The sequence below is a fragment of the Rhodanobacter sp. OR92 genome, assembly GCF_000427545.1.
In the GTDB taxonomy this organism is placed as follows: domain Bacteria; phylum Pseudomonadota; class Gammaproteobacteria; order Xanthomonadales; family Rhodanobacteraceae; genus Rhodanobacter; species Rhodanobacter denitrificans.
In genome coordinates, this window is the sequence record NZ_ATYF01000012.1 from 218,479 (window position 1) to 242,057 (window position 23,579).

24 protein-coding genes are annotated in these 23,579 nt (G+C 68.2%); 17 read left to right on the top strand and 7 right to left on the bottom strand.

What is annotated here, in order from left to right; all coding sequences use genetic code 11:
• Positions 1-4: 4 nt before the first annotated feature.
• The 6 genes from RHOOR92_RS0106330 to RHOOR92_RS0106355 all read left to right on the top strand — a co-directional run bounded on the left by RHOOR92_RS0106330 (position 5) and on the right by RHOOR92_RS0106355 (position 4,648).
• Complete coding sequence (locus RHOOR92_RS0106330; protein ID WP_007510483.1) at positions 5-832, top strand: MalM family protein; 828 nt, start codon at positions 5-7, stop codon at positions 830-832.
• The gene (locus tag RHOOR92_RS0106335; RefSeq protein WP_015447198.1) at positions 829-1,143 is read left to right on the top strand and encodes a hypothetical protein; all 315 of its coding nucleotides are present in this window, start codon (positions 829-831) and stop codon (positions 1,141-1,143) included. Before RHOOR92_RS0106330 ends, RHOOR92_RS0106335 begins: the two co-directional genes overlap by 4 nt.
• Before the next feature lie 14 nt (positions 1,144-1,157).
• Entirely contained in the window at positions 1,158-1,949 is a 792-nt protein-coding gene (locus RHOOR92_RS0106340; RefSeq protein ID WP_007510479.1) for an SDR family NAD(P)-dependent oxidoreductase, read from the top strand.
• A gap of 87 nt (positions 1,950-2,036) precedes the next feature.
• Positions 2,037-3,524, top strand: coding sequence for an aldehyde dehydrogenase (locus RHOOR92_RS0106345; RefSeq protein ID WP_027484792.1), 1,488 nt, complete (start codon positions 2,037-2,039; stop codon positions 3,522-3,524).
• A gap of 30 nt (positions 3,525-3,554) precedes the next feature.
• Entirely contained in the window at positions 3,555-4,220 is a 666-nt protein-coding gene (gene can, locus RHOOR92_RS0106350) for a carbonate dehydratase (protein ID WP_015447195.1), read from the top strand.
• On the top strand, positions 4,217-4,648 hold the full coding sequence (locus tag RHOOR92_RS0106355; RefSeq protein WP_015447194.1) for a Rid family hydrolase: 432 nt from the start codon (positions 4,217-4,219) through the stop codon (positions 4,646-4,648). The genes can and RHOOR92_RS0106355 overlap by 4 nt, the downstream gene beginning before the upstream one ends.
• An 84-nt stretch (positions 4,649-4,732) precedes the next feature.
• Here RHOOR92_RS0106355 and RHOOR92_RS19250 read toward each other — a convergent pair whose 3' ends face one another.
• Both RHOOR92_RS19250 and hutG read right to left on the bottom strand, forming a co-directional pair.
• Positions 4,733-4,990 (bottom strand): hypothetical protein, encoded by a 258-nt coding sequence (locus RHOOR92_RS19250; protein WP_155950211.1) that lies wholly within the window; start codon positions 4,988-4,990, stop codon positions 4,733-4,735.
• Positions 4,991-5,178: 188 nt separating this feature from the next.
• Entirely contained in the window at positions 5,179-5,958 is a 780-nt protein-coding gene (gene hutG / locus RHOOR92_RS0106360) for an N-formylglutamate deformylase (protein WP_015447193.1), read from the bottom strand.
• A gap of 99 nt (positions 5,959-6,057) precedes the next feature.
• Between hutG and RHOOR92_RS19570 the strand changes: the two genes are divergently transcribed.
• The 5 genes from RHOOR92_RS19570 (at position 6,058) to RHOOR92_RS0106385 (ending at position 10,690) form a co-directional block, all read left to right on the top strand.
• Positions 6,058-6,306 carry a hypothetical protein gene (locus tag RHOOR92_RS19570; protein ID WP_015447192.1) on the top strand — a complete coding sequence of 83 codons (249 nt, stop codon included), beginning with the start codon at positions 6,058-6,060 and terminating at the stop codon, positions 6,304-6,306.
• A 171-nt stretch (positions 6,307-6,477) separates the two neighbouring features.
• Positions 6,478-7,923: a hypothetical protein gene (locus tag RHOOR92_RS0106370; RefSeq protein WP_015447191.1), complete on the top strand. Its 1,446-nt coding sequence runs from the start codon at positions 6,478-6,480 to the stop codon at positions 7,921-7,923.
• Positions 7,924-8,409: 486 nt separating this feature from the next.
• Positions 8,410-8,796 (top strand): BlaI/MecI/CopY family transcriptional regulator, encoded by a 387-nt coding sequence (locus RHOOR92_RS0106375; protein ID WP_015447190.1) that lies wholly within the window; start codon positions 8,410-8,412, stop codon positions 8,794-8,796.
• Position 8,797: 1 nt separating this feature from the next.
• Entirely contained in the window at positions 8,798-10,018 is a 1,221-nt protein-coding gene (locus tag RHOOR92_RS0106380) for a TonB family protein (protein ID WP_015447189.1), read from the top strand.
• A gap of 126 nt (positions 10,019-10,144) precedes the next feature.
• A complete protein-coding gene (locus RHOOR92_RS0106385) occupies positions 10,145-10,690 on the top strand; it encodes a C40 family peptidase (protein ID WP_027489881.1) in 546 nt (181 codons plus the stop codon).
• 171 nt (positions 10,691-10,861) lie between these two features.
• Here RHOOR92_RS0106385 and RHOOR92_RS0106390 read toward each other — a convergent pair whose 3' ends face one another.
• Both RHOOR92_RS0106390 and RHOOR92_RS0106395 read right to left on the bottom strand, forming a co-directional pair.
• Entirely contained in the window at positions 10,862-11,347 is a 486-nt protein-coding gene (locus tag RHOOR92_RS0106390) for a peptidylprolyl isomerase (RefSeq protein ID WP_015447187.1), read from the bottom strand.
• A 54-nt stretch (positions 11,348-11,401) separates the two neighbouring features.
• A complete protein-coding gene (locus RHOOR92_RS0106395; RefSeq protein WP_015447186.1) occupies positions 11,402-12,634 on the bottom strand; it encodes an MFS transporter in 1,233 nt (410 codons plus the stop codon).
• Positions 12,635-12,739: 105 nt separating this feature from the next.
• Between RHOOR92_RS0106395 and RHOOR92_RS0106400 the strand changes: the two genes are divergently transcribed.
• Entirely contained in the window at positions 12,740-13,396 is a 657-nt protein-coding gene (locus RHOOR92_RS0106400; protein WP_027489882.1) for a class I SAM-dependent methyltransferase, read from the top strand.
• Between the two features lie 169 nt (positions 13,397-13,565).
• Positions 13,566-14,894 carry a DEAD/DEAH box helicase gene (locus RHOOR92_RS0106405; RefSeq protein WP_007510447.1) on the top strand — a complete coding sequence of 443 codons (1,329 nt, stop codon included), beginning with the start codon at positions 13,566-13,568 and terminating at the stop codon, positions 14,892-14,894.
• 69 nt (positions 14,895-14,963) lie between these two features.
• Here the strand turns inward: RHOOR92_RS0106405 and fghA are convergent, their stop codons facing one another.
• The gene (gene fghA, locus RHOOR92_RS0106410; protein ID WP_027484784.1) at positions 14,964-15,812 is read right to left on the bottom strand and encodes an S-formylglutathione hydrolase; all 849 of its coding nucleotides are present in this window, start codon (positions 15,810-15,812) and stop codon (positions 14,964-14,966) included.
• A 155-nt stretch (positions 15,813-15,967) separates the two neighbouring features.
• Between fghA and RHOOR92_RS0106415 the strand changes: the two genes are divergently transcribed.
• The 3 genes from RHOOR92_RS0106415 (at position 15,968) to RHOOR92_RS0106425 (ending at position 21,519) form a co-directional block, all read left to right on the top strand.
• On the top strand, positions 15,968-17,827 hold the full coding sequence (locus tag RHOOR92_RS0106415; RefSeq protein ID WP_027484783.1) for a DEAD/DEAH box helicase: 1,860 nt from the start codon (positions 15,968-15,970) through the stop codon (positions 17,825-17,827).
• A 69-nt stretch (positions 17,828-17,896) separates the two neighbouring features.
• Positions 17,897-19,513, top strand: a complete 1,617-nt coding sequence (locus RHOOR92_RS0106420; RefSeq protein ID WP_027489883.1) for a sulfotransferase — start codon at positions 17,897-17,899, stop codon at positions 19,511-19,513.
• Between the two features lie 410 nt (positions 19,514-19,923).
• Positions 19,924-21,519: a hypothetical protein gene (locus RHOOR92_RS0106425; protein WP_027489884.1), complete on the top strand. Its 1,596-nt coding sequence runs from the start codon at positions 19,924-19,926 to the stop codon at positions 21,517-21,519.
• 83 nt (positions 21,520-21,602) lie between these two features.
• Here the strand turns inward: RHOOR92_RS0106425 and RHOOR92_RS0106430 are convergent, their stop codons facing one another.
• On the bottom strand, positions 21,603-21,989 hold the full coding sequence (locus RHOOR92_RS0106430; protein WP_007510435.1) for a YkgJ family cysteine cluster protein: 387 nt from the start codon (positions 21,987-21,989) through the stop codon (positions 21,603-21,605).
• A 166-nt stretch (positions 21,990-22,155) separates the two neighbouring features.
• Positions 22,156-23,016 carry a neutral zinc metallopeptidase gene (locus RHOOR92_RS0106435; RefSeq protein ID WP_007510433.1) on the bottom strand — a complete coding sequence of 287 codons (861 nt, stop codon included), beginning with the start codon at positions 23,014-23,016 and terminating at the stop codon, positions 22,156-22,158.
• Positions 23,017-23,139: 123 nt separating this feature from the next.
• On the opposite strand from RHOOR92_RS0106435, the gene RHOOR92_RS0106440 reads away from it, so the two are divergent.
• Entirely contained in the window at positions 23,140-23,529 is a 390-nt protein-coding gene (locus RHOOR92_RS0106440) for an MAPEG family protein (protein WP_007510431.1), read from the top strand.
• Positions 23,530-23,579: the final 50 nt, after the last annotated feature.

Sequence of the window (23,579 nt, forward strand, 5' to 3'; positions counted from 1 at the left end):
CCCCATGCCGCTTCGCCTCCCCGCCATCGCCGCCGTACTGGCCTTCGCCGCCCTGCTGGGCGGCTGCCACAACGCCAAGGCCCTGCTGCCGCCGAACCTGCGCCCGCCGTCGGAAAACACCGGCGATGCGCTGAAGCTGGCCCAGTTGCAGCTGATGCAGGCCAGCCCGTGCTGCAGCAGCTTCGCCGACTTTTCCTACCGCAACCTGCTGCCGTGGCAACCGCAGAAGTTCGTGCTGGGCCGCGGCAGCATGGTGGCCAACCTCAACGGCACACAGAGCTATTTTCTCGCCTTCCGCCTGCCCACCGAACTGAAACTGCCGTACAAGGTGGCCATGAAGTCGGAATTGAACGGCCGTTGGCTGCATGCCAGCTACCTGTTCGCACCGACCGTGGTGCTGCTGGACGCGGGCTTCCAGCCGATCCGCTCGGAAGACATCGGGCTGTGCGAGCACATGGGCTGGGGCGACGAGACCACCGGCGCCTTCGGCAGCCTCAGCATCGACAGCGCGCAGGCACGCTACCTGCTGGTCTACAGCTCGGCCGAGCAGCAGTCGGGCAAGACCTACTGGGAGCAGTCGCCGGCGTCGTTCTCCGCTTCCAGCGCCGCCTCGCTGCAGATGAATTCCACCGGCAGCTTCAGCATCCCGCATGGACCGGACGGTACGCTGTGGGTCGGCCTGATGAACAAGACCTACGAGAAGGCGCTCGACAACGCGATCTGCAAGAAGGCGGCGAAGGGCGACGGCGTGCTCAATACCCTGCGCACGGCCTTGCCGCTGCCCTGGAGCAACGGCAGCGCCGGCAAGGCCGGCCATAGTCCTTCGCCATGATCGTCCTCTATCTCGCCCTGCTGGCGAGCGGCGTCGGCCTGTTCGTATTGTCGTACGTGGCGCCGTTCCGGGTCGCCGCGCTGCTGCGCACGCGCTACCCCCAACACTGGCAGGTCATCGCCAACGCCGCGCAGGGCCGGCTCTCCGGGTTCCGTGTATGGGCCAGCATGCAGCAGGTGCTGCGCTCACCGGCGCTGCCCGCGCTGGGCGACGCCGCGATCAACCGCTGGCGCCTGGTGTGGCGCTACAGTCAGTGGCTGGGCTGGCTGTGCTGGCTCGCCGCGCTGGCCATGCGGCTGTGGGTGCACTGAAGGAGCCTAGGGACATGCAACTGGATCTGGGTGGACGTCACGCGCTGGTCTGCGGCGCTTCGCAGGGCATCGGCCGCGCCAGCGCGATCGAGCTGGCCGAACTGGGTGCCAGCGTCACCCTGCTGGCGCGCTCGGGCGACCGGCTCCAGGCCGCCGCCGAAAGCCTGCCACGGACGCATGCCGGGCAACGGCACGACTGGCGCAGCGTGGACATGCTGGACACCGCCGGCCTGCAGGCCACCGCCACCGACCTCGCCGCCCGCGCCCCGGTACATATCCTGATCAACAACAGCGGCGGCCCGCCGGGCGGCCCGGCCCACAGCGCGGAGCCTGCGGCCTTCGAGGCCGCGTTCCGGCAGCACCTGCTGGCCGGCCAGGTGCTGCTGCAGGCATTGCTGCCCGGCATGCGCCAGAGCGGCTACGGCCGCATCGTCAACGTGATCTCCACCTCGGTGAAGGAACCGATCGCCGGGCTGGGCGTGTCCAACACTGTGCGCGCCGCCGTTGCCGGCTGGGCCAAGACCCTGTCCGCCGAACTGGCCGCCGACGGTATCACCGTCAACAACGTGCTGCCCGGCTACACCCGCACCCAGCGCCTCGACAGCCTGCTCGCCGCGCAGGCCGCGGCCAGCGGACGCAACGAGGACGCGATCGCCCAGGCCATGCTGGCCTCGGTGCCGGCCCGCCGCTTCGGCGAAGCCGGCGAAGTGGCCGCGGTGATCGCGTTCCTGTGCACGCCCGCCGCCGCCTACGTCAACGGCGTCAGCATCGCGGTGGACGGTGGCCGCACCCGCGCGTTGAGCTGAGCGACCCGTCGTCGTCGCCCCGTTTCCTGCCGGCGCATACGCCGGCGTCCGGTGCAATTGCGGCACGCTGGTTTTAAGCTTGCAACGATGTCCACCCCGCGCCTAGCCAATCTGATCGATGGTCGCCTGCAGGCGCCCCACCTCGATGCTTGGCTCGATGTGCACGATCCGGCGACCGGTCAGGTTTTCATGCACTGCCCCGATTCGTCGACGGCGGATGTCGCCGCGGCGGTGGACGCCGCCCGCCGCGCCGCGCCGGGATGGGCCGGTACACCGATCGAGCAGCGTGCGCACTACCTGAACCGGCTGGCCGACCTGGTCGAGGCACGGCTGGAGGAATTCGCCGCACTGGAATCGCGCGACAGCGGCAAGCCGCTGGGCCTCGCGCGCCGGCTCGACATCCCGCGCGCGGTCAGCAACCTGCGCTACTTCGCCGCCGCGATCGTCGGCTGGGGCAGCGAATCGCACGCGATGGAAGCCGGCGCCAGCGGCATCGGCGCGATCAACTACACCTTGCGCCAGCCGCTCGGCGTGGTCGGCTGCATCAGTCCGTGGAACCTGCCGCTGTACCTGTTCAGCTGGAAGATCGCGCCGGCGCTGGCCGCCGGCAGCACGGTGGTGGCCAAACCGTCGGAGGTGACGCCGTGCACCGCCGCCCTGCTCGGCGAGCTGAGCATCCAGGCCGGCTTCCCGCCCGGCGTGCTGAACATCGTGCAGGGCCGCGGCCCTAGCGTGGGCGAGGCGATCGTGGAACACCCGGCGGTGAAGGCGGTCTCCTTCACCGGCAGCACGGCCACCGGCGCACGGATCGCCGCCATCGCGGCTGCGCAGTTCAAGAAAGTCTCGCTGGAGATGGGCGGCAAGAACCCGGCGATCGTGTTCGCCGATGCCGAGCTGTCCGACGCAAACCTGGACACCATCGTGCGCTCGGGCTTCGCCAACCAGGGCGAGATTTGCCTGTGCGGCTCGCGCCTGCTGGTGCAGCGCTCGATCTACGACGCCTTTCGCCAGCGCTACCTGGCGCGCGTGCAGGCACTGCGCGTGGGCGATCCGAACGACGCCGGCAGCGACCTCGGCGCGATGGTCTCGCAGGCGCACTACGACAAGGTGCTCGGCTGCATCGAACAGGCCCGCGCCGAAGGCGGCCGCGTGCTCTGCGGTGGCGGCGCGCTCAGCCTGCCCGGCCGCTGCGCCGGCGGCTGGTTCATCGCGCCGACCGTGTTCGAAGGCCTGCCGTCCGCGGCGCCGACCAACCAGCAGGAGATCTTCGGCCCGGTGGTCAGCCTGATCCCGTTCGAGGACGAAGCCGAGGCGCTGGCGATCGCCAACGACAGCCGCTACGGCCTGGCCGCCTCGCTGTGGACGCAGGACCTCGCGCGTGCGCACCGGCTCGCCGCCCTGCTCGAATTCGGCATCGTCTGGATCAACTGCTGGCTGCTGCGCGACCTGCGCACGCCGTTCGGCGGAGTCAAGCAATCCGGGCTTGGTCGCGAGGGCGGCAGCGAAGCGCTGCACTTTTTCACCGAACCGAAAAACATCTGCCTTGCCTACGCTGCGACCCCGCCGCAGCGCTAGGACACGCTGGCGCGAACCCATGGAGTCCTGATGAATTCACTGAAAGATCTGCTTGCCAACAACCGCCGCTGGGCCGCCCAGGTCACCGCGCAGGACCCGACCTTTTTCGAACAACTCTCGCAGCAGCAGGCGCCGCGTTACCTGTGGATCGGCTGCTCGGATTCACGCGTGCCGGCCACGCAGATCGTCGACCTGCCGCCGGGCGAGATCTTCGTGCACCGCAACGTCGCCAACGTGGTGGTGCACACCGACCTCAACGCGCTCAGCACCATCCAGTTCGCGGTCGACGTGCTCAAGGTGAAGCACATCCTGGTGGTCGGCCACTACGGCTGCGGCGGCGTCGGTGCGGTGCTGAAGGAAAGCCGCCTCGGCCTGATCGATAACTGGCTCAGGCATATCACCGACATCGCCATGAAGCACGCCGACAAGCTCGACCCGGCGCAATCGTTCGCGATTCGGCATGCACACCTGTGCGAACTCAACGCGCTGGAACAGGCGCTCAACGTATGCCACACCACGGTGGTGCGCGAGGCGTGGGAGCGTGGCCAGCAGCTGGCCGTGCATGCGTGGATCTATGGCCTCGACAATGGGCATATCCACGACCTGGGCCTGGACGTGCGCAGCCGCGAACAATTGCCTGAGGCCTACCAGCAGGCAGTGATCGAACTCACTCGCCGCTGGGAAGGCGCCGCGTGAGCAGCGACAGCATCCGCACCGACGCCGCCCCTGCGCCGGTCGGCGCCTACCCGCACGCGCGGCGCGTCGGCAACCTGCTGTTCCTGTCCGGCGTCGGCCCGCGCCAACCCGGCAGCAATGCGATTCCCGGCAACGTGCACGACGCGGACGGCCGCCTGGCCGGCTACGACATCGAGGCGCAGTGCCGGCAGGTGTTCGCCAACGTGCGCGCCGTGCTCGAAGCCAGCGGCGCACGCTGGGAGGACCTGGTCGACGTCACCGTGTTCCTTACCGACATGCAGCGCGACTTCGCCGCCTACAACCGTCTCTACGCCGAGTATTTCGCCGGCGTCGACGCCTGCCGCACCACGGTGGGCATCGACGCCCTGCCCACGCCGATCGCGATCGAGCTGAAGTGCATCGCCGCCTTGCCGGCGCCGCCGCACTGAGCCCTGCAAGCGGCACGCGAACCAGCTGCACATGAAAAACCCCGCCGGATGGCTCCGGCGGGGTTCCGGGCTGCTACGACCGCATCAACCCGCCGTCGACGCAGGCGCCGGTGCTGCGTCTGCAGCCGCCTTGTGGCTCTTGTGATGATGGGACTTGTGGTGCGACTTGTGGTGCATGGCCGTTTTCGGCGCGGCGTCCGCTGCAGCAGCGGGAGCCGCCGCCGGGGCTGCCTGCGCCGCCGGAGCAGCTGCCTGCGGGGCAGCAGCGGCCTGGGCCAGCACGGAACCGGAAAGCACAACGCCCGCCACGAGCAGGGCAGCGGTCAGAAGTTTACGCATCATGATGTCGAGCCTCGGACAATGAAGGTATCGCGGACCCGGCCGGAACCCGGCAACTCGGGCGGCGCGACGAACCGACGATGCGACGGCGAGGGAATACCAGGGCTGAATGGAACACGGACTTTCCCGCGCGACAGGCGCACGGGATCTTGACTTTCACGGCAGCCGATCGTGCCCGCAATTCCTTGCGCTCATGCCAGGCAGAGCTGCAGCATCCGGCCGATCAGCTCCTGCACCTCGGGCGCTTTCGCCTCGTCGTACGCGAAGCTCGCTTCGTCCATGTAATTGAGCTGGGCCAGTTCCAGCTGCACGGCCTGCACGCCGGTCGCGGGCGTGCCGTAGTGGCGCGTGATGTAGCCGCCCTTGAAGCGGCCGTTGACGGCAAAATCGAAGCGCGACTGCGACGCCAGGCAGGCTTGCAACCGATCCTGCAGCGCGGGGGTGCAGCTGGCCCCAGCCGCCGTGCCGAGGTTGAAGTCCGGCAACCGACCTTCGAACAGCATGGGCACCCGGCTGCGGATCGAATGCCCTTCCCACAACACCGCGCGGCCATGCTCGGCGCACAGCCGTGCAAGTTCCTGCGCGATGGCCTGATGGTAGGGTTGCCAGCAATCGTTTATGCGCCGTTGGATTTCGGCGGCATCCGGCTCGGCGCCGTCCCGGTACAGGGGTTTACCATCGAAACCAATCAAGGGAACCAGGCCAGTCTCGCGCTGCCCGGGATACAACGCATGGCCGTCGGCGGGACGATTCAGGTCGACGACGTAGCGCGACGCCCGCGGCTTCAGCACGCTGGCGCCCAACGCTTCGGCCAACGGCTGGTACAGCCGACCGACATGCCAGTCGGTGTCCGGCGCACGGCGCGCCGCCGAGTGCATCCGTGCGGCGATATCGTCGGGAATGAAGCTGCCGTCGTGCGGCAGGCTGATCAACAACGGTGCGCGACCGCGCTGCAGGGTGAATGGGGCCATCGGCGCATTGTACCCAGTCCGCCCGCCGGGCCGGCAGGCGCTTGCCTGCCGGAGCATACGCCGGCACGCTAGCCCCGGATCATCCACGGGGGGTTGCATATGCCGGCCAGAGCGCTGTTCCGATTGATTCCCGTCCGCAACCAGCCCATGCTGGCGCACCTCGTCAACACGCAGCGCCCGGAATGGCTCACCCTGCACGGTGAACGCCTCCCGTACACGACCAGCACGACCCTGTGCCGCGTCACCACGCCCTGCGTCGTCGACGCGCACTATGCCGACGAAGACGGGAGCGCGATCGCCGCCGACCGCTACGCCTTCATGCAGGACGACACCGTGAGCAAGCTGTGAGGCCCGGCCACTACCGGCTGCGCGCATGGGACATCCGCCGCAGAACCCTGTCCGAGCAGGTCATCACGACCAACGAACGTCAAGCCATCAGGAAAACCCAATGACGTTCCTTGCGTGGCACATCGGGGAAACCTAGTCTGGATTCGGATAACGCATCGCAGGTGAAAAATCATGCATCAGCGCCCGTCTGCCGCCACATGGATCCTGCTGGCACTTGCAATCGCCTGCACCGGAGCTCACGCCGCGCAAAAAGAAGCGCCGCCGAATCTGTTCGATCAACTGCAGTCGTTGAGCGGAGAACTGGCCCGGTACGATTACCTCATCGCGACAACGCCCCAGCTGACCGGCAACGACCAGTCGCTCGCCCAGCAGATGCTGGCCTTCAGCGAAAACGAGCTGGGGCTTTACAGCGAGGCGGTTCGCGATTTCCCGCTGCGCAACGAACTGCCAAAAGGATTGACCGCACCGCAAGCCGATCGCTGGCAGGCGGTGGACGGGGTCGATGCCATCGCCGCGCTGGCCCGCAACCGGCGCCTGGTGATGGTGAACGAGGCCCATCACGACGGTCATACCCGCGAGCTGACCCTGATGCTGCTGCCGCGCCTGCGTGCGGAAGGCTACACGCACTTCGCCGCCGAAGCCCTCGACCGTCGGGATGTTCCACTCATGAAACGCGGCTACCCGGTGACCAGCAGCGGCAGCGAATACCTCCACGAGCCGTTGTACGGCGACATCGTGCGCGAGGCCATCCGGCTGGGCTACGTCATCGTTCCCTATGAAGCGGTCGATGCCACGCCGCAGGGCCGCGAGGACGGCCAGGCCAGGAACCTGTACGAGCAGGTCTTTGCCCACAACCCCGAGGCGAAGCTCTTCGTGCACGCCGGTTATGCCCACATCGACAAGCAGCGCGGCCGGATCGGCTCGACCAGGCCGATGGCGATGCAATTGAGCAAGCTCAGCGGCCTCGATCCCCTGTCGGTCGACCAGACCGACGTCCGGGAAGAAAATCCGGAGAATGAAGCCTTGGCGTACCACGCGTTCCGGCACGCCTTGCGGAAATACGAGACGCTCACGCAAACGGCCAGGCAATCACTGAACTCCAATGGCCCCGGTGACCTGCCGGCACGCCCGGTGACCGGTATTTACACCCGGATCGTCGCCACGTTCCACCCCAGCGGACCGATCGCGCTTCTGCGGACCGCCGACCACACCCCATGGAGTGCCAGGCCCGGCGCATACGACCTCAACATCATTCTGCCGCCGGCCAACCCGGTGCCTTCCGATTACACGCAAGGCCCGCTCTGGCTGTCGATCGACGGCGAGAAGCGCGCCGTGCTGCCGCCTGCCAACAACGGCCACCGGCCCGACTGGCTCTCGCTCGGCGGCCAGCGCGTCGCCGTGCCCGTCGACAGCGAGTCCTGCGAGCAGAAATTTCCGTGTCTGGTCGAGGCGCATTACGCCACGGAATCCGCCAACGCCATTGCCGCCGACCGCTATCTCTTCCTGCGCCATGCGAAAAATGTACTTTACCTGCGCCCCGGCACCTACCGGTTACGCAGCATCGGCGCCGACGGGCGGACCATGAACGAACACACCATAGCGGTCGCGACTCCCTGACTCGATCCGCCTTGCGGCCGCCAACAGCGCGCCTACCCGCTTGCACCCTGCTGGCGGCGGCGTCTCGATTGACCCGGATGGTGGTCTGGTCTGCGCCATCGGTTCCACGCCCGGCGATTTCGCCCGCTCGTTGTCGGTTGCGGCCTCGGGCGCCAATGACGCGGCAACTCGGAAGATCGTCGCGGGCAGGTTGTTCCCGGAGAGTTTCCTCGTTGGGCCGCCGCGGCAAGGCCATCGTGCAACCCTGGTCTGCCAGGGTTCTGTCGTGGCACCGCGTGTCTTCAAACATGTCCGGGACGTCCAGGCGGCAAGAGCTTGCCGTCCGCGGCGGTACTCCCTGGCTCTTCCGGGACATCGCGCCAACCCCGTCCAGGCACGGCCCCGATCCGTCCGCTTTCCTGCGCGTTGCGCAGACGCTTGCCACAAAAGAATTACACGCGTAGTCTTCGTTTTGAACTACACATGTAATCCAATGGCGGGACGCTCATGCCGGACAAACCCATTGCCATCAGCGAAGCCGAGAGCCGGGTCATGGAGCTGCTGTGGCAGCAGGCTCCGCGAACCTCCGAGGAGATCGTCGCCGCACTGCTGCAACCCACCGGCTGGCACGAGAAAACCATCCGCACCCTGCTCAGCCGCCTGCTCGGCAAGGGCGCGGTAGCTGCCGAGCGGGATGGCCGGCGCTACCTCTATTCGCCCACGCTGACCCGCGGGCAATGGCAATCGCAGGAAAGCCGCAGTCTGCTCGATCGTGTGTTCGGCGGTCGGCTTTCGCCGCTGCTGGTGCATTTCAGTGCCCACGAGAAACTGGGCGCGAAGGACATTGCCGAACTGCGCAAGCTGCTCGACGCCATCGAGAAGAAGGACCGTTGACATGGATGCCGCCGCGCTGCGCTCCTTGCTGCTGGTGACCGCGGCGATTTTCCTGGTGCTGCTGGTGCGACGCCCGCTGCGCCGCGGCTTCGGCGCGGGACCGGCCTTCACGCTGTGGCTGTTGCCGCCGTTGATGGCAACGCTACCCTGGATACCGACACTGCCAGCCCCTCTGCTGACGTTGCCGAGCATCGAGGTGCTGTCCGGCAACCTCGCCATGGCCGTCGCTCCGGCCCACCACGGCTCGCGAGGGATCTGGCTGGCGTCGGCGTGGTTGCCTGGCGTGCTGTTCTGCCTGCTGCGTCTGGTCGTGCAGTACCTGAAACTTCATCGGCACAGCCGTCCGCTACCGGAGGCATGGCAGCCGGCCTTGCGGTCGGCAATGGACACGCTCGACCCGCACCGCCTGCGTCTGCATCCGGCCGGTCCGGCCGTGCTATGGGCGCCACGCAGCCTGTTGCTGCTGCCGCCAGATTTCATGCAGCGTTTCGGCGCCACCGAGCGTCGGCTGGTATTGCGTCACGAACTGACCCACCTGCGTCGCGGCGATGCGCTGTGGAACCTGCTGGCCGAGCTGGCCGGCGCGCTGTTGTGGTTCCATCCGCTGATGTGGCTGGCGCTGCCGCGTTTCCGGCTCGATCAGGAGCTGGCCTGCGACGAACGCGTGCTGCGCCACTCGCCGCAGGATGAAGCGGGCTACGCGCAAACCTTGCTGCACAGCGCCGGCATGTCCCCCGCACCGGCGCTGATTCCCTGGCTCGCCGAGCCACAACTCAAGGAGCGACTCACCATGATCCAGCGTCATCGTCCCGGCGCCCTGCGCCGTCGCATCGGTTGTCTTGCACTCGCCACGCTGATGGCAGGCGGCGTATTCGTGGTCCAGGCCAGCACTGGGCCATCGTCCGATCGGCAAGCCGAATCGGACCTGACCTACAACGCAAAACTCCAGCCCCGCTACCCGGCTCCGGCGATCAAGAACAACGAGCAAGGCACGGTACTGCTCACGGTCCAGGTCCATGCCGACGGTACGGTGGGCACCATCGCCTACGACCCTAAGCACAGCACCACCACGTCTGCTGACCTGATCGCCGCCGCCAGTGATGCGGCAAGGCAATGGCACTTCAATCCGCAGATGAAGGACGGGAAGCCGGTCGATGGCTATGCGCGTGTGCCGGTCAAATTCGACCTGACGCCACTTCCGGACGGAGCCAACAAGGATTGAGTTGAGAAACTGAATTTAAAATGCAAAAAAGCGTATTGATTTGCATATGAATTATTGAATTGATAACCTCGGCACGCCCCACGCCGAGGTTGTCTCGTGAGTCCGCAGCCCGTCGCCCGATTTCCCTTGTCGTTAGCGCTGCCGCAGGTCGCACGCTGGGTGCTGCTTTTCTCTGCGATCGCCTTGCTGGCTGCGTGCGCCAGCAGTCCGCAACGGCGCCAGCCCACTTACAAAGCCTCGCACTCGGCACTGGCCGAGCTGCCGCCGCGCGCACCTTCGGCCGCCAGCGCTGGGGAAGCGAACGACATCCTGTTCCGCGCGATCGGCCTGGTCGGCACGCCGTATCGCTGGGGCGGCAACACGCCCGCCGGCGGCTTCGACTGCAGCGGCCTGGTCGACTACATCTACCGCACCGCTGCCGGCATCAAGCTGCCGCGCACCTCGCACGACATGGCCTCGATGGACGCCCACAAGGTGCGCAAGATGACCCAGCTGGCCAGCGGCGACCTGGTGTTCTTCGACATCGGCGGCGCGATCAGCCATGTCGGCGTGTACGTCGGCAAGGGCCGCTTCGTGCACGCGCCGAACAGCGGCGGCACGGTGCGGCTGGACGACATCGACGGGCCGTACTGGGGCGGCCATTTCGCCTATGGGAAGCGGGTGCTGGATTGAGGGTGGTGCGGGGAGCGCCCTTCCAGAATCTTCCGAAACAGCGAAGCAGGCAGCGGATAGATCGAGGCACGGACCGGCACCCTCATCCCAACCTTCTCCCGGTTGGAGAAGGGGCGAACGAATAACGGCGCCCGAGGGCGCCGTTATCGCGTTGGCTTCATTGAAGCGGGGTCAGTGCTCCGCACTGCCCGGCGCATGGGCGTGGCCGTGGGCGATCTCTTCCTCGGTGGCGTCGCGCACTTCACCGATGGCCACGTCGAAATGCAGGGTCTTGCCGGCCATCGGGTGGTTCAGGTCCACGTCGATCGCGCTCATGCCGACCTTGTGTACGGTCACCGCGCGCTGGCCGCCCTGCTTCAGCTGCAGCACGGTCGTCATGCCCGGCTTGAGCCGGTTCGCCTGCGGGAAGTATTTCTTCGACATGCGCTGGATCTGGCCCTCCTGGCGTTCGCCGTAAGCGTCGGCCGGTGCCACGTCCACGCTCAGCGTCTCGCCGGACGCATGCCCTTCCAGCGCCGTTTCCAGGCCCGGGATCAGTTGGCCGTGCCCCAGCAGGATCCACAACTGCTCGTCGCGATCGTGCGAGCTCTCAACCTTTTCGCCATCCGCCGTCAGCGTGTAGTGGAGTGCGATGACCTTGTCCTTGCCAGCCTTCATTGCCTGTCTCGTCGATGGGATCAAACGGCGGATTCTAGCAGTAGCCCGGCGACGCTAGGACTCGCGGTGACCGAAGCCTACCCCGCGCGCCTCCGGTCCCAGCCACAGCAGCAAGGTCAGCAGCAGCGCCACCAAGACCATCCACAGCGCCATCGCGAACGCGAAATCGCCGCCATGGCGCTGCGCCAGCCAGGTCTGCGCGGTGGCGGTGACCGCCGCCAGCAGGTTGCCCATCTGGTAGGCAAACCCGGGCAAGGTGCCGCGCAGCGCGGCCGGCGACAGCTCGTTCAGATGGCTCGGCACCACGCCCCAGGCGCCCTGCACCATCACCTGGATCAGGAACGCGCCCACCCCCAGCAGGATCAGCGAGCCGCCGTACATCCACAGCGGAATCACCGGTATCGCCAGCAGCGCGGCGATCATCATCGCCTTGCGCCGACCGATCCGCTCCGACAGCGCGCCGAAATACAGACCGCCCGCCAGCGCGCCGAGATTGAGCAGCGCCACCAGCACGAAGGCCGTGGCCGAGCCGGTAGGCAGGTGCAGGTTCACCTCCTCGAAGGTGTGGTACATGTCCTGCGAGCCGTGGCTGAACATGTTGAACGCCATCATCAGCAGCATCAGGTAAATCGCCAGCTTCCAGTGCCCGCGCATGGCCTCCCGCAGGCCGGGCCGCTTCGCCGCCCGCGCGCCCTCCTGCCATACCGCCGACTCCGGCACCTTGCGGCGGATGTACAGCACCAGCAGCGCCGGCAGCGCGCCGACCACGAACAGGCCGCGCCAGCCGATGTGGTCGACCAGCAACCAGTTCGCCAGCGCGGCGAGAAAGAAGCCGCACGGGTAGCCGCTTTGCAGCAGGCCCGACACCGCGCCGCGCGCCTTCGCCGGGATCGACTCCATCGCCAGCGACGCGCCGATGCCCCATTCGCCGCCCATCGCGACGCCGAACAGGAAACGCAGCACCAGCAACGCGGTCAGCGACGAGGCAAATGCCGTGGCGAATTCGAACAACGAGAACAGGATCACGTCGAGCATCAGGATCGGCCGCCGCCCGAAACGATCGGCCAGCCGCCCGAACAGCAGCGCACCCAGTGGCCGCGCCGCCAGGGTCAGGAACAGCGCGTAGGTGATCTGCGCCGTACCCACGTCGAACTCCTTCGCCACCGTGACGATGACGAAGGTCAGCAGGAAATAGTCGAACGCATCCAACGTCCAGCCCAGGAAACTGGCCAGCACCGTGTGCCGCTGGACAGTATCGAGTTCACGCAAGGGTGCAAGCAGCGACATCGGTCTCTCCTCGAACGGGACCTCACGCATGGGGCGTGCCGGCGACGATGGTACTCGTGCACCCGATGGCCTAGGCTGGTCACCACCGAACAGCGGAGCCCGGATGTGGATCGCCACGGCCGCCAGCGCATCGCCCAGCTGTACGACAACCCTCTGCAGCGCGGCTACGTCCGGAGCAAACTGGCCGGCGACCCGGTCTACGCGGCCACCGCCGCACTGGTGGCCGGCACGGCGATGCCGCTGCTCGACATCGGCTGCGGCATCGGCCTGCTCGGGCTGTACCTGCACGCACGGGACCATGCCCAGCCTTACCTCGGACTGGATCACGATGCGCGCAAGATCGCCGCCGGGCAACGGGCCGCGCAGCGTGCCGGACTCGGCGCCTCGATCAGCCTGCGTCATGCCGACGTGGCCGAGCTGCCGCCGATGCACGGCCACGTCGCGCTGCTCGACGTACTGCACTACCTGCCCGCCGAACGCCAGCCCGTCCTGCTGCGGGAAGCCGCCCGGCACCTGGCGCCCGATGGCTGCCTGATCATCCGCAACGTGCTGCGCGAACCGACCTGGCGCTTCCATGCCACCCGCGTCGAGGAGTTTTTCCTGCGCGTTTCGGGCTGGATTCCCGGCGGTGCGCAGCACTATCCGAGTGCCGGCGAAGTGCGCGCGCCACTGGAAGACGCCGAGCTCGAGGTGCGCATCGAACCGCTGCGCGGGCACACGCCGTTCAACAGCTACCTGATCCTGGCGCAACCGCACCGCTGAGATGATCGCGATGCGCCGTTCAGCTTGATGTCCCGCCAGCGCACGCGGCGGCGAAGGATCGGCTATACTCGTTCCTGCACTCGTCCTCACGCGTGCTGCGACACACCGTCGCCCCTTCCCCTTAGTCTGCAACACGGTACGAACACTCCGGGTTGCTCAGGAGTGTTCCATGTCTTTCGATTCGCTGGGCCTTGCGCCCGCGTTGCTGCGTGCGCTTGCCGATTACGGCTACACCCAGCCCACCCCGATCCAGGCCGCCGCGATTCCGCCCGCACTGGAAGGCCACGACCTGCTCGCCGCCGCCCAGACCGGTACCGGCAAGACCGCCGCATTCGCGCTGCCGCTGCTGCAGAAGCTCTCGACCAGCGGCCAGACCATGACCCGCCGCCCGCGCGCGTTGATCCTCACTCCCACCCGCGAGCTGGCGGCGCAGATCCACGAGAACATGCGCGACTACGGCAAGCACATCCACGTCAGCGCCACCACCATCTTCGGCGGCGTCGGCATGGGTCCGCAGATCAACGCACTGCGTCGCGGTGTCGACATCGTCATCGCCACCCCCGGCCGGCTGATGGACCACATGCAGCAGCGCACGCTGGACCTGTCGGCGGTGGAAACGCTGGTGCTGGACGAAGCCGACCGCATGCTCGACATGGGCTTCCTGCCGGCACTGAAGCGCATCCTGCAGTCGGTGCCGAAGAAGCGCCAGACCCTGCTGTTCTCGGCCACCTTCGCGCCGGCGATCAAGACGCTGGCGATGGAGTTCATGCACAACCCGCGCGAGATCTCGGTCTCGGCGCCGAACACCGTGACCACCCTGGTCAGCCATCAGGTGCATCCAGTGGACGCCTCGCGCAAGCGCGACCTGCTGCTGCACGTGCTGTCGCAAGACAGCCGCCGCCAGAGCCTGGTGTTCAGCCGCACCAAGCACGGCGCCGACAAACTGGTCACCTTCCTCAATGCCTCCGGCCTGCGCAGCGCCGCGATCCACGGCAACAAGAGCCAGAACGCGCGCACCCGTGCACTCAGCGACTTCAAGAGCGGTCGCGTCACCGTGCTGGTGGCCACCGACATCGCCGCGCGCGGCATCGACATCGAGCAGTTGCCGATCGTGATCAACTTCGACCTGCCCTCGGTGGCCGAGGATTACGTGCACCGCATCGGCCGCACCGGTCGCGCCGGCATGGAAGGCCTCGCGCTGTCGCTGGTCAGCCACGACGAGTCCGGGCTGCTGTTCGACATCCGCAAGCTGCTGAAACAGGACATCGCGATCACCCCGGTGGCCGGTTACGAGCCGTCCGCCCCGCTGCGGCTGGATGCCGGCGCGCCGCGTCCGAAGCAGGGCGGCGGCGGTCAGCGGCAACAGCAACGCGCACCGCGGCAGGGCAAGCCCGCCGGCGCGGCGCGGCCGAACGGCTATGCGCCGCAGGGCCGCGGCGAGCACGCCGCCGGCAACCAGCGCCGTCGCTCGAACCATCGTCCGGCCGCCAAGGCCTGAGCGATGGCTTGAATGACACCGAACGTGGCGGCCTGATGGTCGCCACGTTCGTCTCGGGCGTCCGGAAATTCAGAGCAGACCCAGCACGGCCGCGTGATGGCGCAGGTGGTCGTCGATGAAACTGGCAATGAACCAGTAGCTGTGGTCGTAGCCGGCGTGCCGGCGCAGCAGCAGCGGCTGCCCCGCCTCGGCGCAGGCCTGGTCGAACAGCTCGGGTTTCAGCTGCGCCTCGAGGAAGCCGTCGGCTTCGCCCTGGTCGATCAGGATGCTGCCGGGAAAGGTCTGCCGCCGCACCAGTTCGCAGGCATCGTGGTCGGCCCACGCCGCCGGATCGTCGCCGAGATAGCGCGGCAAGGCCTTGCGCCCCCACGGCACCTGGCTGGGCGCCACGATCGGCGCGAACGCCGACACCGAGCGGTAGCGCTGCGGATGCTTCAGGGCCAGGGTCAGCGCGCCATGACCGCCCATCGAGTGGCCGCAGATGCCGCTCAGCGCGGCATCCACCGGGAACTGCGCGCCGATCAACGCGGGCAATTCGTCCACCACGTAACTCGCCATGCGGAAGCGCGCCGACCACGGTGCCTCGGTGGCGTCGAGGTAGAAACCCGCACCCTCGCCGAACTCCCAGTCGTCGGTGGCGCCGTCGATGCCGGTGCCGCGCGGGCTGGTATCGGGCATCACCAGCACCAGGCCCAGTTCGGCGGCCAGCCGTTGTGCGCCGGCCTTGATCGTGGCGGTTTCCTCGGTGCAGGTCAGTCCGGCCAGGAAATACAGCACCGGGCACAACTGCCGGCCGGCCTGCGGCGGCTGGTAGACGGCGAAACGCATGGCGCCGGCGCAGGCTTCCGAGTGGTGGCGGTAGAAGCCCTGGATGCCGCCGTGGCAGCGCTGTTCGGAGATCGTTTCGAGCATGCCCATCGTGGTCTTCGCTCCGCTGGCAAAGGCAACGCGGAGCATAACCGCGCGGCCGGCCCTTTCGCGTTCAGCCAGAATCGCCACGCGCATCCGAGGACACTGGTAGAATGGCCGACCCGCGCGCCGCAACCCCGGCGCTGCCTTCCCGAGGTTCCCCCATGTCGTCCCCCGCTCCCGACCACACCCCGGTGTCGTCCGGCTTCGGCGCACTCGCGCTGCACCCCGACGTCCAGCGCGTGCTGGCCGACGTCGGCTACGAGTCGCCCTCGCCGATCCAGGCCGCCACCATTCCGCCGCTGCTGGAAGGCCGCGACGTGCTCGGCCAGGCGCAGACCGGCACCGGCAAGACCGCCGCGTTCGCGCTGCCGATCCTGTCGCGCATCGAGCGCAGGCCCGGCAAGCCGCAGGCGCTGGTGCTGGCGCCCACGCGCGAGCTGGCGATCCAGGTGGCCGAGGCGTTCCAGACCTACGCCGCGCACGTTCCCGGCTTCCAGGTGCTGCCGATCTACGGTGGCCAGAGCTACGGCCCGCAGCTGCATTCGCTCAAGCGCGGCGTGCACGTCGTGGTCGGCACCCCGGGCCGCGTGATCGACCATCTGGACAAGGGCACGCTGGATCTCTCGGAGCTGAAATTCCTGGTGCTCGACGAAGCCGACGAGATGCTGCGCATGGGCTTCATCGACGACGTCGAGAAAGTGCTGCAGGCCACCCCGCCCGGGCGCCAGGTCGCGCTGTTCTCGGCGACCATGCCGGCGCCGATCCGCAAGATCGCGCAGCGACACCTGAAGGAGCCGGTCGAGGTCACCATCAAGTCCTCGACCACCACCGCGGCGAACATCCACCAGCGCTACTGGTTCGTCAGCGGCATGCACAAGCTCGATGCATTGACCCGCATCCTGGAGGCCGAGCCGTTCGACGCGATGATCATCTTCGCGCGCACCAAGCAGGCCACCGAGGAGCTGGCCGAGAAGCTGCAGGCGCGCGGCCTGGCCGCCGCCGCGATCAACGGCGACATCGCCCAGGCGCAGCGCGAGCGGGTGATCCAGCAGCTGAAGGACGGCAAGCTCGACATCCTGGTCGCCACCGACGTGGCAGCGCGCGGCCTCGACGTGGAGCGGATCAGCCACGTGCTGAACTACGACATCCCGTACGACACCGAAAGCTACGTGCACCGCATCGGCCGCACCGGCCGCGCCGGGCGCAGCGGCGAGGCGATCCTGTTCGTCAGCCCGCGCGAGCGCGGCATGCTGCACGCGATCGAGCGCGCCACCCGGCAGCCGATCGAGCAGATGCAGCTGCCGTCGGTCGAGGTGGTCAACGACGTGCGCATCGGCAAGTTCAAGCAGCGCATCAGCGACATGCTGGCGCAGGGCGAGCTGGAGCAGTTCCAGCAGCTGATCGAGCAGTACGAGCAGGAACACAACGTGCCGGCGGTCGAGATCGCCGCCGCGCTGGCGCGCATCGCCCAGGGCGACCAACCGCTGCTGCTGACGCCGCCACCGAAGCGCGAGAAGTACGAACCGGCCGCGCGCGAACACAAGCCGCGCGAGCGCGAAGGCACGCCCGCACGGGTCCCACGCGAACACAAGCCGCGTACGCACGAGCCGCGCCCGCAGGAGGGTGCGCCGCCGCGCGAGTCCGCCCAGCGCCCGCTGCGCGCGCACGCCACCGAGCAGGGCAAGCGCACCTATCGCATCGAGGTCGGCCACGAGCACGGCGTGAAGCCGGGCAACATCATCGGCGCGATCGCCAACGAGGCCGGCCTGGACAGCCAGTACATCGGCCGCCTCAGCATCCGCGACCACTACAGCCTGATCGACCTGCCCGACGGCATGCCGCAGGAAGTGTTCGAGCACCTGAAGAAGGTGTGGGTGGTGCAGCAGCAGCTGCGCATCCACGAGTGGGACGGCAACGACGCCGGCAACGGCGCGCCGCCGGCACACAAGCCGGGCGGCTTCAGGAAGCCCGCCGGCGTCAAGCCGCGGCCCGGCGCCGGCAAGCCACCGCGGCGCAAGTAGCCGCCACTCGATGAGCCGCGGCGCGGCCCCGTAAGATCGGCACCATCGCCGCCGCCGTGAAGCCGTCGCATGCCCACCCCCACCGTCGAACATCACCCATCCCGCGGCGCCGAGCCGCGGCTCGATGGGCTGGCTCCGGCCGCCCTGCCGCACCTGCAGGCGGCGGCCCATGCGATCCGCGACGGTGCCGAAGCGGTCGCGCGCCAGGCGCTGGATGCGGCGCTCGCGCTCGCCCCGGCGCATCCGGAACTGCTGCGCATGCTCGGCCTGCTGCACGCCCGCGCACAACGCCATGCCGAAGCCTGCGCGGCCCTGCAGCAGGCCGTGGCGCAATGGCCGGACTACGCGCTGGCGCACGCCGACCTGGGCAACGCGCAGCTCGCTGCCGGCGAGGCGGACGCGGCCTTTGCCAGCTGGCGGCGCGCCTGCGCGCTGGCGCCGCACGCGCCGATGCCGTGGTTCAATCTCGGCCGCAACCTGCAACTGCACGGCGACACCGCCGCAGCGATCGAGGCGCTTGAGCAGGCCCACGCGCTGGCACCGGAGTTCCTGCCGGCACTCATCCTGCTCGGCGACGCGCTGGTACACACCGGCCGCTTCGACGATGCGGCTGCCCGCTACCGTGCCGCGCTGGCGCTGCACCCGGCCTGCGGCGACGCCTGGCGCGGGCTGGCGAACATCAAGACGCGACCGCTGCCGGACGCCGACCGCGAACGCCTGACGGCCGCGCTGCGCCTGCCCGGGCTGAACCCCGCCGACCGCATCGCGATGGGCTTCGCGCTGGGCAAGGTGTGCGAGGACCAGCAGCGTTACGAGCAGGCCTTCGCCGCCCTGGACCAGGCCAATGCCGCACTGCGCCAGCTCCATCCATGGAACGCCGCCGCGTTCCGGGCGCATGCCGATGCCCTGTTTGCCGCTTCAAGCGGGCTGCCGACGGCGAGGGATCCGGCCCTGGGCCATGAGGCGATCTTCATCGTCGGCCTGCCGCGCTCCGGCTCCACCTTGTTCGAGCAGATCCTCGCCGCCCATCCCGAGGTCGAAGGCGCCAGCGAGCTGCCGGACCTGGAACAGGTGCTCGGCGAGGAATCCGCCCGCCGCCGCCAGCCGCTGCTGCAGTGGTTCGCCACGGCAACGGGCGACGACTGGCAGCGGCTGGGCCGACGCTACCTGGAACGCACCGCACGCTGGCGAGCGCACAAGCCGCGGCACACCGACAAGCTGCCGTCGAACTGGCTGCTGGCCGGCGTGCTGGGCGCGATGCTGCCGGGCGCGCGCATCGTCGACGCGCGGCGCGATGCGCTGGAAGCCGGCTGGTCCTGCTACAAGCAGCAGTTCTACCGGCTGCCGCATTTCGCCTGCACGCTGAGCGACATTGCCGCCTACCTGCGCGACTACCAGCGGATCATGGACGCGTGGCAGGCGGCCGAGCCGCAGCGCATCCGCCTCCAGCGCTACGAGGCGCTGCTGGCCGAGCCCGAGCGCGAGATCCATGCGCTGCTGGCATTCTGCGGCCTGCCGTTCGACCCGGCCTGCCTCGCCTACCACCAGGCCAGCCGCAGCGTGCGCACGGCCAGCGCCGCGCAGGTACGCCAGCCGCTGCAACGCGACACGGCACGCGCCGACCGCTACGGCGCCCTGCTCGACCCGCTGCGCCTGGGCCTCGGTCTGCCGATGCTCGGCCGCTAGGAGCCCACGCCGGTCGTTCGCGCAGGCAACGCAGCGTTCGCCAAACGCGTGCACTCCACCGACGAACACCTGCTGCCGCCGTTCGTGGCACGCAACGCCGCCGCTGCGAACGCCTCCTTCGCAACGGATCGACGCCGGCATCGACACGGGTTTCCTGGCCTTGGACATCTATCGGCTTGCAGGATAAGCGGCGGTCCGCCATCCGGCGCCGGATGACTTCTTCACGAAAAATTCCCGTCGAAGCGCTATGACTCCGCCGTTCCACCAGGGAGTCCGGGGGCGCGCGATGCCGACGTCGCGTGATGGTGGAACGGTTGTCGGATCCCCGTCGTGCCTGGCCACAAAAGCAGCGCAACGCCAGTCGCACGCGCCGATCCTTTCCCATGCCGTTACCTCGTGGAGGGGAACCCATGTCATCACGAAACTTGACCGGCCTGAGCATCGCGCTAGGCGCCGTTCTCGGTCTGGCGGCAAGCCACCAGGCCTTCGCCGAAAACGCGGCGCCGAAGGTGGAAGTGACGCCTGCCGTGAAGCACGACACCTTGCGCTCCCTGCGCGGCACCATGCCGCGCCCGGAAGATTTCTCGAAGAGTCCACGCATTCATCCGCTGCATCCGCTGCCACCGCTGGCTCCGGGCAACCAGACCGACGGCGCCGTGCAGCACACCGTCACCGGGGCGTTTGCGCCCGCGCTGGGCGCCGGCTTCGAAGGCGTCGGCCAGGGCTTCAGCGGCCCGCAGGGCACCTTCACCGTCAACAGCGCGCCGCCGGATACGAATGGCGCCGTGGGCGCGACCCAGTACCTGCAGATCGTCAACACCGGCTTCGCGGTGTTCGACAAAGCCAGCAAGGCGGTGATCTACGGTCCGGTGCCGAGCAACACCCTATGGTCCGGCTTTGGCGGCCCCTGTGAGGCCGACAACGACGGCGACGCCGTGGTGGTCTACGACAAGGCCGCCAACCGCTGGGTCGTCTCGCAATTCGCCGTCAGCGCCACGCCGTACTACCAGTGCGTGGCCGTGTCGGCCACCAGTGACGCCACCGGCGCGTACTACCGCTACGCCTTCTCCTACGGCAGCGTCTTTCCCGACTATCCAAAGATGGGCGTCTGGCCGGACGGCTATTACGAAACCTTCAACATGTTCACCAATACCTTCCAGGGCGCCAAGTTGTGCGCCTATGACCGCACTGCGATGTTGAGCGGCCAGGCGGCGACCCAGCAGTGCTTCCAGTTGTCCACCAGCTACGGCGGCGTGCTGCCGGCGGACCTCGACGGCGCCACCGCGCCGCCGGCCGGCGCGCCGAACTACATGCTGAACTTCACCAGCAACTCGCTGAACCTGTGGAAATTCCATGTGGACTGGGCGAACAGCGCCAACACCACGCTGAGCGGTCCGATCAACATCCCGGTGGCCGCCTTCGCCACTGCCTGCCGGGGCGGCAGCTGCATCCCGCAATACGGTACGCGGCAAAAGCTGGACTCGCTGGGCGATCGCCTGATGTTCCGCCTGGCCTACCGCAATTTCGGCGACCACGAGTCGCTGGTGGTCAACCATTCGGTGCAGGTCGGCGCCAAGCACAACAACCCCTACACCGGGGTGCGCTGGTACGAGATCCGCAGCCCGGGCACCACGCCGGTGGTCTACCAGCAGTCCACCTTCTCGCCGGACACCAGTTATCGCTGGATGGGCTCGGTGGCGATGGACAAGCAGGGAAACATGGCGCTGGGCTACAGCGTATCCAGCAGCGCGCTGCACCCGGCGATCCGCTACACCGGGCGGCTGAGCACCGACGCGCTGAGCACCATGCAGGCCGAGAACAGCATCATCGAGGGCCAGGGCTCGCAAAGCGGCAACAACCTGTCGCGCTGGGGCGACTACAGCGCGATGACGGTCGATCCGGTCGACGACTGCACGTTCTGGTACACCACCGAGTACCTGAAGAGCACCGGCTCGTTCAACTGGAACACGCGCCTTGCGTCGTTCAAGTTCCCGGGCTGCCAATAAACCGGCTCGGGTTATCCAGCATGCCCGTCACCCATCGCGGTGGCGGGCAGCTCTCTCCTGCTGTTTCGGACGCGGCAGCGCGCTCAGGCGCTCTGCGGCAGCGGCGGTTCGCCGGCGTCGAACGGGTCGAGCCAGTCCTCCGGCGTCAGCACCGGCAGGCCATGGGCGAGGCGTGCCTTGTCGCACTGCGGGCTGATCGTGCCGAACTCCCACGACGGCTGCACCTCGCGGCACACCGACGGCCGCTGCGGGTAGATGCCGCAATGCGCCGCCTCGCCCACCGTGCCCTGCAACGCCACGCAGCGCGGTTGCGCGGCGTTGGTGCCGCGCATCGCCAAGCGGTTCGGGTCGAGCTTCTCGGTCAGTTCCGACGGTACGTTGCCGCCGAGGAAGGCTTCCGCTTCCGACCAGTGGAACGCCACGCGAAAGTACGCGCAGCAGGCACCGCAACGCAGGCAGGGATGTTGCATCGAATCGACCGTGGGCGCCCCGAGGCGCGCAGGAGGCGGATTCTAGTGCAGCGGACGTCCGGTGCGCAGCAGGGAAGCAAGCGCTACCCCTCCCTGCCCTCCCCTGCCGAGCAGGGGAGGAGATTCCGAAAGCCGGCAACCGCTGCGCGGCTGCCGGCTTGGTTACTCATGGCTCGCCGGCGAAGGTGTTGCAGCGGGCGATGTCGCCGCTGCCGAAGCCGGCCTTGAACCACTTCACCCGCTGCGCCGAGGTGCCGTGGGTGAACGTATCCGGCCGCACCCGGCCCTGCGCCTGCTGCTGCAGGGCGTCGTCGCCGATGTGGCTGGCCGCGTTGAGCGCCGATTCGATGTCGCCCGGCTGCAGCCAGTTCAGCTCCTGCTGGCTGTGGTTCGCCCACACGCCGGCGTAGCAATCCGCCTGCAGTTCCTGCCGCACCGACAGGCCATCGGCGCCATCCATCGGCACGCCGCGGCGACGCGCCTCGTCGACCTTGTCGAACACGCCGGTCAGCTTCTGCACGTGATGGCCGACCTCGTGCGCGATCACGTAGGCGCGGGCGAAGTCGCCGGAGGAATGCAGTTCGTCCTGCAGTTGCTGGAAGAACGTCAGGTCCAGGTACACCTTCTGGTCGCCCGGGCAATAGAACGGGCCCACCGCCGTGGTGGCGCCGCCGCAGGCCGTGTTCACGCCACCGCTGAACAGGTGCAGCTTGGGCTCGACATAGGTGGCACCGTGCGCCTGGAAGATCGCGCCCCAGCTCTGCTCGGTCGAATGCAGGATCGCGCTGACGAAGGCCTGCTGCTCGGGATCGACCTGGACCGGCCGCCCGGTCTGTGTCGGTGCGCCCGGCGGGGTGCCGCTCTGGTCCAGCAGTGCCAGCGGATTCTTGAAGAAGATCCAGCCCAGCAGCGCCAGCACGATCAGGCCGCCCAGGCCCATGCGGCCACCGCCACCGAAACGCGGGCCACCGCCGCCACCGTTGTCGACCTCGACATTGCTGCTGCTGCCGCCTTTTCGCCAATCCATAGGAATCCCTTGCTGACCGATGCACGCGCCCCGACGCCGCGTGGCGACGATAGCGCGTCGACCGGGATCACGCCACGGCATGCGCTGCCGCTAAAGTAGGTGACCTTTTGTGAGGATTTCAGCATGACCCACCTGCCCGCCCTGGTCACCCTGCTCACCGTGCTGCTGCTGTTCGGCACCATGTGGGCCGTCGGCCACGCCCGCGGCAAGTACGGGATCAAGGCACCGGCCACCAGCGGCGACCCCGCATTCGAGCGCGCCTATCGGGTGCAGATGAATACGCTGGAGAGCACGGTGATGTTCCTGCCCACGCTGTGGCTGGCGGCGAACTACGGCTTCAGCGGCTGGGCCGGCGTGGCGGGGCTGGTCTGGATCGTCGGCCGCGTGTGGTACGCGCTGGCCTACCTGAAGGATCCCGCCAAACGCGGCCCCGGCTATATGGTCGGCATGCTCGGCTGGGCCGCGCTGCTGGTGCTGGCCTGCGTCGGCGTGGGCCGCGCGATGCTAGTCTGAGCCCGCGGCCCGCAGGCCGCGGGCAATCCTGGCGGCCGACCGGCTTGCGC

Excerpts from the sequence above, each read along its gene's own strand:
- RHOOR92_RS0106330 (WP_007510483.1), top strand. The coding sequence starts at position 5 with ATGCCGCTTCGCCTCCCCGCCATCGCCGCCGTACTGGCCTTCGCCGCC.
- RHOOR92_RS0106335 (WP_015447198.1), top strand. The coding sequence starts at position 829 with ATGATCGTCCTCTATCTCGCCCTGCTGGCGAGCGGCGTCGGCCTGTTC.
- RHOOR92_RS0106340 (WP_007510479.1), top strand. The coding sequence starts at position 1,158 with ATGCAACTGGATCTGGGTGGACGTCACGCGCTGGTCTGCGGCGCTTCG.
- RHOOR92_RS0106345 (WP_027484792.1), top strand. The coding sequence starts at position 2,037 with ATGTCCACCCCGCGCCTAGCCAATCTGATCGATGGTCGCCTGCAGGCG.
- can (WP_015447195.1), top strand. The coding sequence starts at position 3,555 with ATGAATTCACTGAAAGATCTGCTTGCCAACAACCGCCGCTGGGCCGCC.
- RHOOR92_RS19250 (WP_155950211.1), bottom strand. The coding sequence starts at position 4,990 with ATGATGCGTAAACTTCTGACCGCTGCCCTGCTCGTGGCGGGCGTTGTG.
- hutG (WP_015447193.1), bottom strand. The coding sequence starts at position 5,958 with ATGGCCCCATTCACCCTGCAGCGCGGTCGCGCACCGTTGTTGATCAGC.
- RHOOR92_RS19570 (WP_015447192.1), top strand. The coding sequence starts at position 6,058 with ATGCCGGCCAGAGCGCTGTTCCGATTGATTCCCGTCCGCAACCAGCCC.
- RHOOR92_RS0106370 (WP_015447191.1), top strand. The coding sequence starts at position 6,478 with ATGCATCAGCGCCCGTCTGCCGCCACATGGATCCTGCTGGCACTTGCA.
- RHOOR92_RS0106375 (WP_015447190.1), top strand. The coding sequence starts at position 8,410 with ATGCCGGACAAACCCATTGCCATCAGCGAAGCCGAGAGCCGGGTCATG.
- RHOOR92_RS0106380 (WP_015447189.1), top strand. The coding sequence starts at position 8,798 with ATGGATGCCGCCGCGCTGCGCTCCTTGCTGCTGGTGACCGCGGCGATT.
- RHOOR92_RS0106390 (WP_015447187.1), bottom strand. The coding sequence starts at position 11,347 with ATGAAGGCTGGCAAGGACAAGGTCATCGCACTCCACTACACGCTGACG.
- RHOOR92_RS0106395 (WP_015447186.1), bottom strand. The coding sequence starts at position 12,634 with ATGTCGCTGCTTGCACCCTTGCGTGAACTCGATACTGTCCAGCGGCAC.
- RHOOR92_RS0106405 (WP_007510447.1), top strand. The coding sequence starts at position 13,566 with ATGTCTTTCGATTCGCTGGGCCTTGCGCCCGCGTTGCTGCGTGCGCTT.
- fghA (WP_027484784.1), bottom strand. The coding sequence starts at position 15,812 with ATGGGCATGCTCGAAACGATCTCCGAACAGCGCTGCCACGGCGGCATC.
- RHOOR92_RS0106415 (WP_027484783.1), top strand. The coding sequence starts at position 15,968 with ATGTCGTCCCCCGCTCCCGACCACACCCCGGTGTCGTCCGGCTTCGGC.
- RHOOR92_RS0106420 (WP_027489883.1), top strand. The coding sequence starts at position 17,897 with ATGCCCACCCCCACCGTCGAACATCACCCATCCCGCGGCGCCGAGCCG.
- RHOOR92_RS0106425 (WP_027489884.1), top strand. The coding sequence starts at position 19,924 with ATGTCATCACGAAACTTGACCGGCCTGAGCATCGCGCTAGGCGCCGTT.
- RHOOR92_RS0106430 (WP_007510435.1), bottom strand. The coding sequence starts at position 21,989 with ATGCAACATCCCTGCCTGCGTTGCGGTGCCTGCTGCGCGTACTTTCGC.
- RHOOR92_RS0106435 (WP_007510433.1), bottom strand. The coding sequence starts at position 23,016 with ATGGATTGGCGAAAAGGCGGCAGCAGCAGCAATGTCGAGGTCGACAAC.
- RHOOR92_RS0106440 (WP_007510431.1), top strand. The coding sequence starts at position 23,140 with ATGACCCACCTGCCCGCCCTGGTCACCCTGCTCACCGTGCTGCTGCTG.